The organism is Marinobacter sp. ELB17, from assembly GCF_000169375.1.
Classification (GTDB): domain Bacteria; phylum Pseudomonadota; class Gammaproteobacteria; order Pseudomonadales; family Oleiphilaceae; genus Marinobacter.
Map to the genome: position 1 here is coordinate 23,564 of NZ_AAXY01000031.1, position 14,387 is coordinate 37,950.

Annotated in this window: 13 protein-coding genes and 2 pseudogenes; 13 read left to right on the forward strand and 2 right to left on the reverse strand. The window is 54.6% G+C overall.

Features of this window, described 5'->3' with window-relative positions:
• Positions 1-34: 34 nt before the first annotated feature.
• The gene (locus MELB17_RS20210; RefSeq protein ID WP_036185713.1) at positions 35-835 is read right to left on the reverse strand and encodes an inositol monophosphatase family protein; all 801 of its coding nucleotides are present in this window, start codon (positions 833-835) and stop codon (positions 35-37) included.
• Between the two features lie 178 nt (positions 836-1,013).
• Here MELB17_RS20210 and trmJ point away from each other — a divergent pair, with 178 nt between their 5' ends.
• From trmJ to der, 13 genes and pseudogenes are all read left to right on the forward strand, one after another.
• Complete coding sequence (gene trmJ / locus MELB17_RS20215) at positions 1,014-1,886, forward strand: tRNA (cytosine(32)/uridine(32)-2'-O)-methyltransferase TrmJ (RefSeq protein WP_007352207.1); 873 nt, start codon at positions 1,014-1,016, stop codon at positions 1,884-1,886.
• A pseudogene (cysE, locus tag MELB17_RS20220) lies at positions 1,879-2,640 on the forward strand (serine O-acetyltransferase); the annotation flags it as partial. The gene trmJ and the pseudogene cysE, both read left to right, overlap by 8 nt.
• 257 nt (positions 2,641-2,897) lie before the next feature.
• Positions 2,898-3,395, forward strand: a complete 498-nt coding sequence (gene iscR, locus MELB17_RS20225) for a Fe-S cluster assembly transcriptional regulator IscR (RefSeq protein ID WP_007352209.1) — start codon at positions 2,898-2,900, stop codon at positions 3,393-3,395.
• Between the two features lie 16 nt (positions 3,396-3,411).
• Positions 3,412-4,599 carry an aminotransferase class V-fold PLP-dependent enzyme gene (locus tag MELB17_RS20230; RefSeq protein WP_007352210.1) on the forward strand — a complete coding sequence of 396 codons (1,188 nt, stop codon included), beginning with the start codon at positions 3,412-3,414 and terminating at the stop codon, positions 4,597-4,599.
• A 67-nt stretch (positions 4,600-4,666) separates the two neighbouring features.
• Positions 4,667-5,095: a nucleoside-diphosphate kinase gene (gene ndk, locus MELB17_RS20235; RefSeq protein ID WP_007352211.1), complete on the forward strand. Its 429-nt coding sequence runs from the start codon at positions 4,667-4,669 to the stop codon at positions 5,093-5,095.
• A 60-nt stretch (positions 5,096-5,155) separates the two neighbouring features.
• On the forward strand, positions 5,156-6,268 hold the full coding sequence (gene rlmN, locus MELB17_RS20240; RefSeq protein ID WP_007352212.1) for a 23S rRNA (adenine(2503)-C(2))-methyltransferase RlmN: 1,113 nt from the start codon (positions 5,156-5,158) through the stop codon (positions 6,266-6,268).
• A gap of 61 nt (positions 6,269-6,329) precedes the next feature.
• Entirely contained in the window at positions 6,330-7,133 is an 804-nt protein-coding gene (gene pilW, locus MELB17_RS20245; protein ID WP_007352213.1) for a type IV pilus biogenesis/stability protein PilW, read from the forward strand.
• Positions 7,123-8,154, forward strand: coding sequence for a RodZ domain-containing protein (locus tag MELB17_RS20250; RefSeq protein ID WP_007352214.1), 1,032 nt, complete (start codon positions 7,123-7,125; stop codon positions 8,152-8,154). The genes pilW and MELB17_RS20250 overlap by 11 nt, the downstream gene beginning before the upstream one ends.
• Positions 8,155-8,206: 52 nt before the next feature.
• Positions 8,207-9,325, forward strand: a complete 1,119-nt coding sequence (gene ispG, locus MELB17_RS20255) for a flavodoxin-dependent (E)-4-hydroxy-3-methylbut-2-enyl-diphosphate synthase (RefSeq protein ID WP_007352215.1) — start codon at positions 8,207-8,209, stop codon at positions 9,323-9,325.
• A gap of 133 nt (positions 9,326-9,458) precedes the next feature.
• On the forward strand, positions 9,459-10,739 hold the full coding sequence (hisS, locus tag MELB17_RS20260) for a histidine--tRNA ligase (protein WP_083796440.1): 1,281 nt from the start codon (positions 9,459-9,461) through the stop codon (positions 10,737-10,739).
• A gap of 41 nt (positions 10,740-10,780) precedes the next feature.
• A complete protein-coding gene (locus MELB17_RS20265; protein ID WP_007352217.1) occupies positions 10,781-11,434 on the forward strand; it encodes a YfgM family protein in 654 nt (217 codons plus the stop codon).
• A 47-nt stretch (positions 11,435-11,481) separates the two neighbouring features.
• Entirely contained in the window at positions 11,482-12,603 is a 1,122-nt protein-coding gene (gene bamB, locus MELB17_RS20270) for an outer membrane protein assembly factor BamB (RefSeq protein ID WP_264673254.1), read from the forward strand.
• 82 nt (positions 12,604-12,685) lie between these two features.
• Positions 12,686-14,110, forward strand: a complete 1,425-nt coding sequence (der, locus tag MELB17_RS20275; RefSeq protein WP_007352219.1) for a ribosome biogenesis GTPase Der — start codon at positions 12,686-12,688, stop codon at positions 14,108-14,110.
• A gap of 100 nt (positions 14,111-14,210) precedes the next feature.
• Here the strand turns inward: der and MELB17_RS24115 are convergent.
• Positions 14,211-14,387: pseudogene (locus MELB17_RS24115) on the reverse strand (phosphate acyltransferase); the annotation flags it as partial.

Sequence of the window (14,387 nt, forward strand, 5' to 3'; positions counted from 1 at the left end):
TTTGTGCTTGCCTTGCTAGCAGGGCAAGTTCGCTTTAGCGGGGCAAGCGGCCGCGGAACGGATGCAGTTCCTTCAGCAATTCACGAAACAGCTTGGGGTTAGCTACAATCAGCTGCTTTGCATTACTGGCCGATGGGTTGCCAAAGAAGTCCCCGGTCAGGGCGCCCGACTCCATGGCCAAGGCAACGCCCAGGTCCAGTTCGGCGCCTTCCGGACGAAAGGCAATCACTGCGTCCAGATGGCCGGCCGATACCCGTGCGATATCCAGCACTACGCATCCGGATGTACGGAAAATGCGTGAGTTGGTCGCCAGAACGGTGGCTATTTCGCCCCAAAGCTGCGGGTTGTCGTCTTTTCGTGCCTGGTCCAAAACGTTAGTAGCCAGAGCCGCGCTGGTTAGCTGGCGCACTTCTGATACCCGCACCCGGCGGCTGTTCAGTGCGGCACCGTGGCCGCGGCTGGCCGAGTATTCTTCGCCAGTGATTGGGTTAACAATCAGCAGGCTCTCAATCCGGTTGTTCTTTTTCTGGGCCAGTGCCAGAACAAATTCCGGAATACCTCGCAGAAAATTGTCGCGACCCAGAACCGGAAAGATGTGCCAGCTTTTGTCATAGGTGCCAGCATCCGCTTCGTTCAGGGGAGCAATGTTGTGGTCTTTATAGGCTTTTTCGAGCTGCTCTACGAAATTATCGTAAATGGCCTGTTCGACGCGATCCAGCTGACGCTCACGCTCGCTGTTGTCTTTGTCGCTGGGTTCCTGGCGCTCGAAATGTGCTTTCAGGTAGTCCGACCCCTGGCGCGCAACGCGCAGGGCCATTTTAATCGCTGGTTGCATCTGAGTAATCATTATCCAGGTGTATGAAGGCCGCGTATCATAGCAGTCGGTGTGCGCTTTGTCTGTTTTTAGACTCCGCACAAGCACGGATAATAGCCATTTGACACACGGGTTGCCCGCCGGCTTTCGTGATTTATCTGTTATTATTGCCGCCTAATTTTGCTGACAGGCCGTTACCATGCACAAACCGTCGCGCCCGCTGGGCTCACCCGACACCTACAACGACCGAATTCGTATTGTTCTGGTGGAAACCTCCCACTCTGGCAACATTGGTGCGGTAGCGCGAGCCATGAAAAATATGGGGTTGGGAAATCTGTGGATGGTGAACCCGCGATCGTTCCCGGATGAAACTTCGTACGCTCGAGCCGCCGGAGCATCGGATGTTCTGGACACTGCAACCGTGGTGGGCAGCCTTGATGAAGCACTGGCAGATTGCGTGTTGGTGATGGGCACCAGCGCTCGCGGGCGCAAGGTGCCCTGGCCAGTGATGCCGCCGGATCAGGCCGCAACTGCGGCAGCCAGTCATTGCGGCCAAGGCACAGTAGCGCTGGTGTTCGGCCGAGAGAATCATGGGTTGAGCAACGAGGAACTGCAACGTTGCCACTATCATATTCATATTCCGTCCAATCCGGATTACAGCTCATTGAATCTGGCGATGGCGGTTCAGGTCATGTGTTATGAATTGCGTATGAGTTATCTGAAGGGCCTTGAATCAGATGCCCGGCGGCCTTATTTAGAGCGGATTGCGCAGCCTGGTGACGCCGGGTGGGACGTTGCTCCTGCCAGCGTTGGCGATGTCGAAGGTTTTTTTGGCCATTTGCAGCAGGTGCTGGAAGAAATCGATTTCCATCGCCGGGACAAACCGCGCCAACTGATGGCGCGTCTGCGCAGGTTGTTCCAGCGAGCGAAAATGGACCAGATGGAAGTTAATATCCTGAGAGGTGTTTTGTCGGCCGTTCAAAAAACAGCAGGCGCCTCGGGAATCGAGCAATCAACCTCCGGTACCGGGCCACAAGCGCCGGAGCAGGACCAAGGCAAAAGTCATGTTTAGACATTTAAGAGAAGATATCGCCAGCGTGTTCCGCCGCGATCCCGCTGCGCGTAATACCTTTGAAGTTCTGACCAACTATCCTGGCCTGCACGCACTTTTACTGCATCGGGTGGCACACTGGTTATGGGGGGTGGGCCTGAAGTGGCTGGCCCGTACCCTTTCTACGCTTACGCGTTGGTTTACGGGTATCGAGATTCATCCCGGTGCCACCATTGGTCGGCGCTTTTTCATCGACCACGGTATGGGTGTGGTTATTGGTGAAACCACGGTCATTGGTGACGATGTTACGCTGTATCAAGGCGTTACCCTGGGCGGCACCAGTTGGAATAAGGGCAAGCGCCATCCGACCATTGGTGACGGGGTGGTCGTAGGCGCCGGAGCCAAAATATTGGGGCCCTTTGAAGTAGGCGCCGGTGCCAAAGTGGGTTCCAACTCCGTGGTCACAAAAGCGGTGCCAGCTGGCGCAACCGTTGTTGGCATACCGGGCCGCGTGATTGAAAAAGACAAAGACGAGCGAAGCTCGCGGCGCCGGGAAATGGAAGAGCGCATGGGCTTTGATGCCTATGGCGTTACCGAAGAAATGCCAGACCCTCTGGCGCGGGCAATGCGTTCGCTGCTCGATCACATGCACGCGGTAGACGATCGTATGGAAATAATGTGCAAAGCCTTGCGCAAGGTAAGCGCCGACTATCCGAACGGAGACTTGCCGGTGTTGTCAGAGGACGATTTTGATTGCTTACGCGATACAGACAGTGATGCCGCGCGCAAAAAAACCCGCGAAGACGCAAAAGTGGTTGCAGCGGCGGCGGTCGAGCCGAGCACCAAAGCGAGTAGTATAATCAGTGCGCACGAGAGCGCTAAAAAGAGTGCCGAAGAGAGTGCCGAAGAGGGCACCAAAAAGAATGCAAGCGAGCCCACCAAGGATAGCCGCTGAATACTTGACTGAATTAGTAGGTCAATTCATACTTGTGTTTGCGAATCGAGGTCAATTCCCATCGCGGGGCGGAGTTTATGAAGTTGACAACAAAAGGCCGGTATGCGGTAACCGCTATGCTAGACCTTGCACTGCACGGTGACCACGGGCCGGTTACGCTCGCTGACATATCAGCCCGCCAGGAAATCTCCCTGTCGTATCTGGAACAGCTATTTTCGCGGCTGCGGCGCAGGCACTTGGTGGCCAGCATTCGCGGCCCGGGTGGTGGTTATCGCCTGAGTCGCGGCGCCAATGCCATTTTTATATCAGAGGTGGTAGAGGCGGTCAGCGAGTCACTTGATACCACACGCTGTGGCAACAAGGGCGATTGTCAGAGCGGCGAGAAATGCCTGACTCATCACCTATGGTCTGACCTCAGCGAGCAGATTCATCAGTTTTTGGATAACATTAGCTTGAACGACCTGATGGAAAAACGTGAAATCCGCCAAGTGGCGGACCGCCAAAATCTGCGCCAGAGCGCTGCAGGTTTTGAAACGATCAACACCCGGCTGCTAAGCGAACAGGCTCCGGTTTAAGTCTGGTTTTAACACCATGAAGAAACCCGTTTACCTCGATTATGCGGCCGCTACGCCCGCAGATTTCGCCGTCGCCGAAGAAATGATGCGTTACCTGACATTGGATGGCGTCTTTGGTAACCCTGCCTCGCGGACCCATGGTTATGGCTGGCAGGCCGAAGCGGCGGTAGAAACTGCACGCCGCCAGGTGGCAACATTGATTAACGCCGACCCCCGCGAGATCGTATGGACATCTGGCGCGACCGAGTCTGACAATCTGGCGATTAAAGGCGCGGTGGCCGGGCACAATGCTCCCCACATTATTACCTCCATGATCGAACATAAAGCCGTTCTGGATACCTGTGGCTGGCTGCAGGAGCAGGGCGTGAAGGTTACCTGGCTGAAGCCTGATGCCTGTGGGCGTATTCACGTTGGACAAGTGGTTGAGGCGCTGACGCCAGAGACCGTGCTTGTGAGCCTGATGCTGGTAAACAACGAATTGGGCAGCATTAGTGACATTGCGGCCATTGGCGCCCAACTGCGCGGCCGCGGTGTGCTTTTTCATGTTGATGCGGCCCAGGCCCCCGGAAAAATACCGGTGGATGTAAAGGCCTTGAACGCCGACTTGCTGTCGCTGTCGGCGCATAAGGTTTATGGCCCCAAAGGGATAGGCGCGCTTTACGTGCGACGCTCTCCGGATGTGCGTATTCAAGCGCAGATTCACGGTGGCGGTCATGAGCGCGGCATGCGCTCTGGCACCCTGCCGGCGCATCAAATTGTGGGTATGGGTAAAGCGTTTGAGTTGGCGGCAGACAGCCTTTCTGCCGACAGTGCCAGGCTGGAACAGCTGCGTGGGCGTTTTCTTGGGGCGCTGGCAGAGCTTGAAGGGGTTTCTCTAAACGGGAGTCTTAATACCGGTCTCAACGGCAGTGAATCCAATGATGACGCCAAACTGCGAGTGCCCGGCATTATCAATTTGTCGTTCGCGGGCGTTGATGCAGAAACCCTGATGCTGGGCCTGCGTGAATTGGCAGTGTCTTCCGGTTCCGCCTGTTCATCGGCGACACTCGATCCGTCTTATGTCTTGCGGGGTATTGGGCTAGACGATAAGCAGGCTCACTGTGCGCTACGGTTTTCATTTGGCCGGTATACCAGCGGCGAAGAAGTCGACTTTGCGGCGGCACAAATTATTGATGTTGTTGGCCGGCTGCGGTCTGCGCGGTAGGCACCGGCCCCGTGACTGCGTATAATTGCAGGCTCGTTTTTTATCTAACCTCTAATGGAGAATCACCATGGCAAATGAACGCACGCTGTCGATCATCAAGCCTGATGCCGTTGCGAAAAATGTAATCGGCAAAATCACCAGCCGTTTTGAAAATGCGGATCTGCATGTTGTTGCAGCAAAAATGATGCACCTGAGCCAAGACCAGGCTGAAGGCTTTTACGCCGAGCACAAAGAGCGTCCGTTCTTTAACGACCTGGTTGCGTTTATGACGTCTGGCCCAGTGGTTGTTCAGGCTTTGGAAGGCGAAGGCGCCATTTTGAAAAACCGTGACCTGATGGGTGCGACTAATCCGAAAGAAGCGGAAGCTGGCACCATCCGCGCCGACTTTGCATCGTCTATTGATGCTAACGCGGTCCACGGCTCGGACTCGGCGGCTTCCGCAGAGCGCGAGATTGCTTATTTTTTCAATGATAACGAAATCTGCCCGCGCGGCTGATTTTGTTCACCGGGGGCGGCGTTGCTGCACCCGGAATGGTTATTCGATTGAGGTTATATAATGACAGCACCCGCTGAAAAAACAAATCTTCTGGGAATGCCCAAAGCCAAGCTTGAGGCTTATTTTGAGTCCCTGGGGGAAAAACGTTTTCGCGCTACTCAGGTGCTGCAGTGGGTTCACCAGCGTGGTGTGGGTGACTTCGATGAAATGACCAATATGAGCAAGCCCCTGCGGGACAAGCTCAAGCTGATTGCCGAAGTACGTGGCCCGGAAGTGGTCTACGACGAATTGGCCAAAGACGGCACCCGTAAATGGGTGATGCGCATGGACAACGGCAACAACATAGAAACCGTGCTGATACCTGACGGTGAGCGTGGCACCCTGTGCGTGTCATCACAGATTGGTTGCAGTCTGGATTGCAGTTTTTGTTCAACGGGTAAGAGAGGCTTCAACCGTAACCTGACCTCTGCCGAGATTATTGGGCAGGTGTGGGCTGCGCGCAAAACGTTCATGCCCTATGCTCCGGGCCCAGATCGTCCGATTACCAACGTGGTGATGATGGGCATGGGCGAGCCTTTGTTGAACTTCGACAACGTCGTAGACGCCATGAACCTGATGATGGAAGACTTGGCCTACGGCATTTCCAAGCGCCGGGTAACCTTGAGCACGTCGGGCGTGGTTCCAGCGATCGACAAACTGGGTGAGGTTACCGATGTTTCATTGGCTATTTCTTTGCACGCCGCAAATGATGAATTGCGTAACCAATTAGTTCCTATAAATAAAAAGTACCCAATAGCAGAGTTGCTGGCCGCTACCCGCCGCTATTTAAGCCGTCTGCCAGACAAACGCAAGGCAACGATTGAATACACTTTGATGGCTGGTGTGAACGATCATGTCGATCAAGCGCGAGAACTGGCCGAGGTTCTGCGTGGTTTGCCGTGTAAGATCAACTTGATACCATTCAATCCGTTCCCGGAAAGTGGTTATGAACGCCCGAGCATGAATGCCACCCGACGGTTCCAGACGGTGTTGAACGAGGCAGGGTACATTGCGACCGTACGTATGCCCCGTGGCGATGACATAGACGCTGCTTGTGGGCAGCTGGTGGGCAAGGTGGAAGACCGAACCCGCCGCAGCGCTCGCTACATTGCGGTGCAACAGGTTTCAGCGTAAATACCCGGCTGTGGATGTGGCAGGCCTTCTCCAATAGCAGCTTCAGGATGAGTTCACGGCTATGGTAAATCAGTTTGTCGGTGCCCGTTTTATGATGTCGCTGATGCTGGTGGCAGCGATGTTGTCGGGCTGTGTGACGACCACCGACAGCCGTTTTGCCCGCGAAGCCGACCGCCAAAAAGCATTGGCAGATTACGTTCAGTTGGCATCAGCGTACATCGGCCAAGGAAATTTTGAGCGAGCCCGTCATCACTTGGACCGAGCTCTGGAAATTGATTCGAATAATTCGCCGGCGTTAGCCGCAAAGGGCCTTGTTTTCGCCAACGAGGGTGAACCCGAACTGGCTGAAAGCAATTTCAGACGCGCGATCTCCGCCGATTCAAAAAATACCCGCGCCAACGTTTATTATGGCGCTTTTTTGTATGGCCAAGGGCGAATGGAGCAGGCACGCGATCAGTTTGCCAAGGCCTCTGGCGACACCGGTTATCGGGATCGAGGTTCCGTTTTTTTCAACCTGGGAATGACTCAGGAGCAGCTGGGTGATTTTCCAGCTGCGGTTAGCAGCTATCGCCGTGCCACCGAGTTGGCACGCAGCGATCCTAAAAATTTGCTGGCATTGTCTCGAGTGCTGCTAGAAACCGGTGATGTGAAAGCAGCCGACTTCTATTACAGTCAGCTGCTAACTATAATGCAGCGCAGTGACCGCTTGCAGCACTCATCTGAAAGCCTGTTGGTGGGAGTTCGCATTGCCCGCCTGCTGGACAAACGTGACCAAGAGGCCAGTTTGGCGTTAATGTTGCGGAACAACTTCCCCGAATCAGCAGAACTCCGGCAATACAAGGTACTGATGTCTAATGGCCAATGAAGAGAATCAAGCTGCCCCTGGCAATCGGCCGGTGGGCCCGCAGTTAAAAAAAGCCCGCGAAGCAAAAGGGCTTAGTGTCGTCGAAGTGGCCGAAGCCCAGCATCTTCGCCCGGTCATTATCCAGGCCATCGAAAATGGCAAATATGAGCTGATTGATACAGAGCTCTTCCTGAAAGGCTACATACGCGCTTATGCGCGCCAAGTAGGCTTGGATGGTAACGCCCTGATTGCCGACCTTAACCGGGAGCTGGAGCCCATGCGCGAGGAGCAGGCACAGGCTAAAGCTGCAAATCCGTTAATTGACATAGAACGCCGGCGGTGCAAAAAACGCCGTGTAGCCAAAACCGCATTTTGGCTGGTCGCGCTGGCAGTATTGGGCTTTTTGATATTTGCGTTTATTTACAGTCCTTCGCAGTTGGCGAATTTGCCGGGCGCCGGCGCATTCACCGGTGACACAGCACAACAGAATGCTTTAGAGAGTGGTTTAAACGGTGCCGTAAGTAGCACCGACGATGACTCAACAACACAATCTACGCCAGATAATTTTCTGCCAAACGAAACGAGTGATGGCGATGTGTCGGCTTCGCCCGCGAACGCAGAGGGTGCGCTAGAACCGCTTATAGCGGCAGGCACAGGAACTTTTTCTGACGGCGAGGCTCCGGCTGACGGCTCGGGGTCTTCGCCATCGCAGACAGTAGGAAATTTGACTGCTATCGTCGACAATGATCTTTCGACGTTAGATGCAGAAGAGGCACCCCAAGTTGCCGATAACCGGGGCCGGTTGGAAATTGAATTTATTGATGATTGCTGGGTTCAGATTCGAGATGCGTACGGCAGAAGCCTGGCCAGCGGTCTGAAACGCCAGAGCGACCGCATTGATTTGCGCAGCGAAACCGACATTCGCCTGGTGATTGGTGCCGCTAATGCGATAGGGGCCATGCGCTTTGAAGGCGCCCCGGTCGATCTTGGCAGTAAAGGTATTGTTGGTAATCGCGCCGAGTTTGTTTTGGCTTTGAATTAATAGCTCAACGTAAACGCCGATACTTTTGGTTTTCACAGATGGGTTCTCCCAAATGAAGCACGAATCTCCGATTAAAAGACGTAAATCCCGCCAGATTATGGTGGGCAATGTGCCAGTGGGTGGCGACGCGCCGATTGCCGTCCAGAGTATGACCAACACTGAAACCTGCGACGTGGAGGCAACGCTGGGGCAGATACAGGCCCTTCAAGACGCCGGTGCCGATATTGTCCGCGTGTCTGTGCCGTCAATGGAAGCCGCAGAAGCGTTTGGCCGTATTCGCGCCCGCGCGGGTGTTCCGCTGGTTGCCGATATTCATTTCGATTACAAGATCGCGTTACGGGTGGCCGAACTGGGCGTTGACTGCATACGCATCAACCCGGGTAACATTGGTCGGGAAGACCGCATCAGCGCGGTCATCAGTGCCTGCCGCGACCGCAATATTCCAATTCGGATCGGCGTTAACGCAGGCTCGCTAAGTAAAGACCTGCAGCGTAAGTACGGCGAGCCTAATGCAGACGCACTGGTGGAATCTGCCATGCGCAACGTCGATATTCTTGACCGCCACGACTTCCAGAATTTTAAGGTCAGCCTCAAAGCGTCCGAAGTGTTTATGACGGTAGAAGCCTATCGCAAGATTGCCACGCAGATTGACCAGCCTTTGCACCTAGGCATCACCGAAGCCGGCGGTTTCCGTTCCGGTACTGTGAAGTCGTCTATCGGGCTTGGTCTATTGTTGATGGATGGTATTGGCGACACTATCCGTGTATCGCTAGCAGCAGATCCGGTGCAGGAAATTAAGGTTGGCTACGACATACTCAAAAGTTTGCGCTTGCGCTCCCGCGGCATTAACTTTATTGCCTGCCCCAGTTGTTCGCGGCAGAATTTCGATGTTATCCAGACCATGAACGATCTGGAAGTGCGTTTGGAAGACGTAAAGGAGGCTCTGGATGTGGCCGTTATTGGTTGTATCGTGAACGGCCCAGGCGAAGCCAAAGAGGCCGATATTGGTTTGACCGGTGGCAGCCCGAAAAACCTGTTTTATATGAATGGTAAGCCTCAGCAGAAATTGGACAACGCAAATTTGACTGACGATCTTGAGCGTCTGATTCGCAAAGAAATTGCTCGCCGTCAGGAAACCGAAAAAGCCATTATTGCCCGTTCCGCTGACTGACATGCAACGAATACGGTTACACCTATCGATAACACCTATCGATAACACCTATCGATGACAACAGCCACAACAGGTAGACAATGCATTGGCGCAGCGCCATTGCACCAACCATAGAGACGTTTAAGGGTTCAACTTGGCTAAGATTCAGGCAATTCGCGGGATGAACGATATCCTGCCCGAACAGACTCCAGTCTGGCAATATGTCGAAGCAACGGTGCGCAAGGTGTTGGGGCAATACGGGTACCAGGAAATCCGTATGCCGATTGTGGAACAGACCGACCTGTTCAAGCGCTCTATCGGTGAAGTGACCGACATTGTTGAAAAAGAAATGTACACCTTTGACGACCGTAACGGCGACAGCCTGACTCTGCGGCCTGAAGGTACTGCTGGTTGCGTGCGTGCGGCCGAACAGCACGGCCTGCTGTTCAACCAAACCCGGCGGATGTGGTACACCGGCCAGATGTTTCGTTACGAGCGCCCGCAGAAAGGGCGTTACCGCCAGTTTCACCAGGTGGGTGTTGAATGTTTTGGTATGGCTGGGCCAGACATAGACGCAGAACTTCTTATGCTGACGGCGCGCTTATGGAAAACGTTTGGTTTGGCTGACCATGCGCGTCTCGAAATCAACTCGATTGGCACCGCTGAAGCCCGCCGAAACTATCGTGAGGCGTTGGTTGCCTACCTGCAGCAATTCAAAGCCGAGCTCGATGAAGACAGTCAGCGCCGGCTTGAAAGCAACCCTTTACGGATTCTAGACAGTAAAAGTGCGGCTACCCGTAAGGTTCTGGAGCAGGCACCAAAACTAGACGCCTGGCTTGACGACGAATCTCGCGATCATTTTGAACGCCTGAAGCAGTTGTTGGACGCCGCCGGGATAGAGTATACGGTGAATCCGGCGCTGGTTCGCGGCCTGGACTACTACGGCAAGACGGTATTTGAGTGGATCACAGAGAGCCTGGGTGCCCAAGGTACGATTTGCGCCGGTGGCCGCTATGATGGGCTGGTAGAGCAGTTAGGCGGCAAACCCACGGTCGCCGTTGGTTTTGCCATGGGCGTGGAGCGTCTTATCCTGCTGTTAGAAACCCTTAATTTGATACCCGAGTCGGTCAACAATCAGGCCGATGTGTATGTTACCGCCATGGGCGATCAGGCGGTTTCGCCAGCGCTGCTTCTTGCTGAAGAACTGCGGGACCAGCTGCCGGGCTACATCATTATTGGCCATTGCGGTGCGGGCAGCTTTAAAAGCCAAATGAAAAAAGCCGATCGAAGCGGCGCCCGTTATGCACTCATTCTTGGTGATAACGAGCTTCAGAATCAGAGTGTTGGCCTTAAATCTTTGCGTACAGACGAGCCCCAGCAAGAATTCCCTCGGCAGCAGGTTGCCGAGGCTCTGGCGCAGGCGCTGTCGCACTAATTTTTTAAAAGCGCCGTTTCTAATTTATAACAGGAGTTATCATGGCCGAATTGCGTACAGATGAAGAACAGGTTGAAGCGATCAAGCAGTGGTGGAAAAACAACGGTAGTTCGCTGCTGATTGGTATTGGTGCGGCCCTGGCGATTGTGTTCGGCTGGCAGGCGTGGCAAAACCAGCAGGCCGAGCAGCGTACCGAGGCCGCCAGCCAGTTTGTCACTCTGATGAACGCCTTTGGCACCGAAGATGAAACCAGCGCCGACACCATCGCTTTCGTGGCTAAGACCCTGCGCGATGAGCATGCCGACAGCGCTTACGCGGTTTACGCCAATTTAATGCTGGCTCGGGTTCAGCTCATGCAGAACAATGACGCCGAAGGCGCTGTTGAATCCTTGCAGTGGGCACTGGATAAAGCGGTGGAGACTCAGCCTCTGGCTTTGGTTGTGCGCAGCCGGCTGGCGCAAGCCCAAATGGCTCTGGAAGATTATGATGCTGCGTTGGCCACCATTGACGGTGCCAAAGACAGTGACGCTTTTGGTGCCAGGTTTGCCGAATTGCGCGGTGATATTTTGCTCGCGAAAGGTGATCAGGACGGGGCGCGTGATGCCTATCTGGCAGCGCGCGAACAGGGCGAAGAGAATCGCAATGGCGTTCTGCAACTCAAACTGGCGGATCTGGGTGTCGGGGGTGATGCGTGACGTTAAGCGCATGTTTCCGGCAGCTGCGCGCCAGTGCTGTGGTGCTTATGGCAGCCACTCTTATGATTGGTTGCAGCGCCAACGATACGTTTGAACAGCCCGCTCAATTGCCTGATGTTAACCAGCAGGTGTCATTTGAGCGGGTTTGGAACGTTACGGTGGGTGACGGCCATGACGACGAATTTCTGTACCTGGCACCGCTGAACGCCGGCGACGTTGTGTACGCCGCATCGGCTGACGGAGAGTTGCTCGCCCTAAACGCAGAAACCGGCAAACAGATCTGGGAAAATTCGGTGAAAGACCGGATTTTTGCCGGTGTTGGCGGCGATGCCAGTCAATTGTATCTGGTGAGCCGTGATGCCGATTTGCTGGCGCTGTCGCGGGAAGACGGCAGCGAGCTTTGGCGCGCGTCACTGCCGACTGAAGTTCTGTCGGCACCGCAGTCCAATGGCAGTCTGGTGGTTGTGCAAACCACCGACGGCCGCGTGCTGGCATTCAATGCTGCTGACGGTGAAAAACGTTGGCAATATGACAGTGTTGTGCCGGCCTTGTCGGTTCGTGCCGCAGCGCCGCCGCTGGTAGGTGCTGACGTTATAATAAGCGGCTTTGCCAACGGCAAACTGCTGGCTCTGTCTACAGAATCTGGCCAGCCGCTGTGGCAGTACGAGGTAGGTGCGCCCCAGGGCCGTACCGAGCTTGAGCGCTTGGTCGACATTACCAGCCAGCCTCTGGTGCTGGAAAACACGATTCTGGCGGTGGGCTATCAGGGCAAGCTGGCACTGATTGATTTGCGCACCGGCAATGAGATCTGGAGCAAGGCAGCCTCCAGCCTGTATTCGCCAATGGTCAGTAATGGCAACATTTTTCTGGCGTCTGCTAACGGCGACCTGGTTGCTATGCGTGGGTCCGATCGCCGTGGCCTGTGGACCCAAGATAAACTGGCCTGGCGCCAGCTGACCCAGCCAGTGCCCTTCGACGATTACCTGGTGGTGGGTGACTTTGATGGTTACCTGCACGTGGTGTCCCAGGAAAGTGGTGAGCTGGTAGGGCAGATGAAATTTGATGGTGACGGTATCCGCGTACCGGCCCAGCGCCTGAGTAATGGTAATCTGCTGATCTTCGGCAATGGCGGTAAACTCGCCGCTTATAGGTTGCAATCGAAAAACTGACGCCACACGCGGCCCGGCTCTCAAACCGGGCCGACTTCTTTTGTGAGTAGCGAATGACATTTTTTTTGAGTAGTGAAACACTATGAACCTAGTAATTGCCCTGGTGGGCCGCCCCAACGTGGGCAAGTCCACATTGTTTAACCAGATGACCCGTTCGCGGGATGCACTGGTCGCCGATTTTCCGGGACTGACCCGCGACCGTAAATACGGTGAAGGCAATTACGAAAATCAGCGCTTTATTGTCATTGATACCGGCGGCTTGATGGGCGACGAGCTCGGGCTTGACGCCGCGATGGCCAAGCAGTCTTTGCAGGCGGTTGAAGAAGCCGACATTGTTCTGTTTATTGTGGATGGCCGCGCTGGTGTAATGCCCGGTGATCAGGTACTTGCTGATCAGCTGCGCCGATCGGGTACGCAGGCTCACCTGGTGATTAACAAAACCGATGGCCAGGATCCAAACCTGGTAGCATCGGATTTTTATGCACTGGGTTTTCAATCCCAATTTCGCATTGCCGCATCCCACAATCGCGGCGTTCGATCTATGTTGGAAATTTTGTTGCCGACGCCGGAGGAAGATGCAGATATAGACGGGGCGCATAATCACCCCGGCATTCGCATCGGTATCGTGGGCCGCCCCAACGTGGGCAAATCGACACTTGTAAACCGGATGCTCGGTGAAGAGCGCGTTGTAGTTTACGATCTGCCAGGTACCACCCGCGACAGCATTTATATTCCCTACGAGCGCTTGGGCCAGGAATATACCCTGATTGATACGGCTGGGGTGCGGCGGCGCAAAAATGTGCGAGAGGTGGTAGAAAAGTTCTCGATCATCAAAACCTTGCAGGCCATAGACGACGCCCACGTGGTGATTTTGGTGATTGACGCCCGCGAGGGGTTGGTCGACCAAGACATGCATCTTATGGGCTTCGTGCTAAGTGCCGGCCGTTCGTTGGTGATTGCTATCAATAAATGGGATGGCATGAACGGCGAAGACCGTGACAAAGTAAAGGAACAGATTCGCCGGCGTTTGGACTTTCTGGATTACGCCGACAAGCATTACATTTCGGCGTTGCACGGCTCTGGAGTGGGTGTGATGTACCAGTCGGTCAACGCCTGCTACGAATCGGCTATGGCAAAATGGCCAACCAATCGTTTGACTACGATTTTGGAAGATGCGATTGCTCAGCACCAGCCGCCCATGGTTCATGGCCGTCGTATTAAGCTGCGCTACGCTCACCAGGGTGGCTCCAATCCGCCGACGATTGTGGTACACGGCAATCAGACAGACTCTTTGCCCGGTGCTTACAAACGTTACCTCGAGAATAGCTTCCGCAAGGTGTTAGCGGTAACCGGCACCCCAATCCGCTTCGAGTTTCGCTCCAGTGAAAACCCGTTTGCCCATAAAGTGGACCGGATGACGCCGCGGCAAAAAGTTAAAAAAGACAACGATGAAAAGAAGGGCGGAGGTAAGCCCAAAAAAGCGCGTCAGAAGAGCTTGAAGCGATGATCGTTAGAATAGTATAAAGCGCTAACAAAAAAACCAGCCCGTTATGAACAATAACGGGCTGGTTTTTTTATGGGTGTTGACTAGGTAAGGCCGGGCAAGATCAGGCTTTTCTGGCGTCTTCCACTTGCTTGGCCTGAACAGCGGTTATGGCGATGGTGAAGACGATGTCCTCCACCAGCGCTCCCCGTGATAGGTCGTTCACCGGTTTACGCAGCCCTGCAGCATAGCCCAATGCTGACACGTTAGCGCTTCGCTGCACGCTTTGTATGTGGTGTTG

Bases quoted from the DNA above. Each gene is read 5' to 3' on its own strand.
- pilW (WP_007352213.1), top strand. From the start codon at position 6,330: ATGGTAAATCAGTTTGTCGGTGCCCGTTTTATGATGTCGCTGATGCTG.
- ispG (WP_007352215.1), top strand. From the start codon at position 8,207: ATGAAGCACGAATCTCCGATTAAAAGACGTAAATCCCGCCAGATTATG.
- trmJ (WP_007352207.1), top strand. From the start codon at position 1,014: ATGCACAAACCGTCGCGCCCGCTGGGCTCACCCGACACCTACAACGAC.
- MELB17_RS20250 (WP_007352214.1), top strand. From the start codon at position 7,123: ATGGCCAATGAAGAGAATCAAGCTGCCCCTGGCAATCGGCCGGTGGGC.
- rlmN (WP_007352212.1), top strand. From the start codon at position 5,156: ATGACAGCACCCGCTGAAAAAACAAATCTTCTGGGAATGCCCAAAGCC.
- ndk (WP_007352211.1), top strand. From the start codon at position 4,667: ATGGCAAATGAACGCACGCTGTCGATCATCAAGCCTGATGCCGTTGCG.
- MELB17_RS20210 (WP_036185713.1), bottom strand. From the start codon at position 835: ATGCAACCAGCGATTAAAATGGCCCTGCGCGTTGCGCGCCAGGGGTCG.
- der (WP_007352219.1), top strand. From the start codon at position 12,686: ATGAACCTAGTAATTGCCCTGGTGGGCCGCCCCAACGTGGGCAAGTCC.
- bamB (WP_264673254.1), top strand. From the start codon at position 11,482: ATGGCAGCCACTCTTATGATTGGTTGCAGCGCCAACGATACGTTTGAA.
- MELB17_RS20230 (WP_007352210.1), top strand. From the start codon at position 3,412: ATGAAGAAACCCGTTTACCTCGATTATGCGGCCGCTACGCCCGCAGAT.
- MELB17_RS20265 (WP_007352217.1), top strand. From the start codon at position 10,781: ATGGCCGAATTGCGTACAGATGAAGAACAGGTTGAAGCGATCAAGCAG.
- iscR (WP_007352209.1), top strand. From the start codon at position 2,898: ATGAAGTTGACAACAAAAGGCCGGTATGCGGTAACCGCTATGCTAGAC.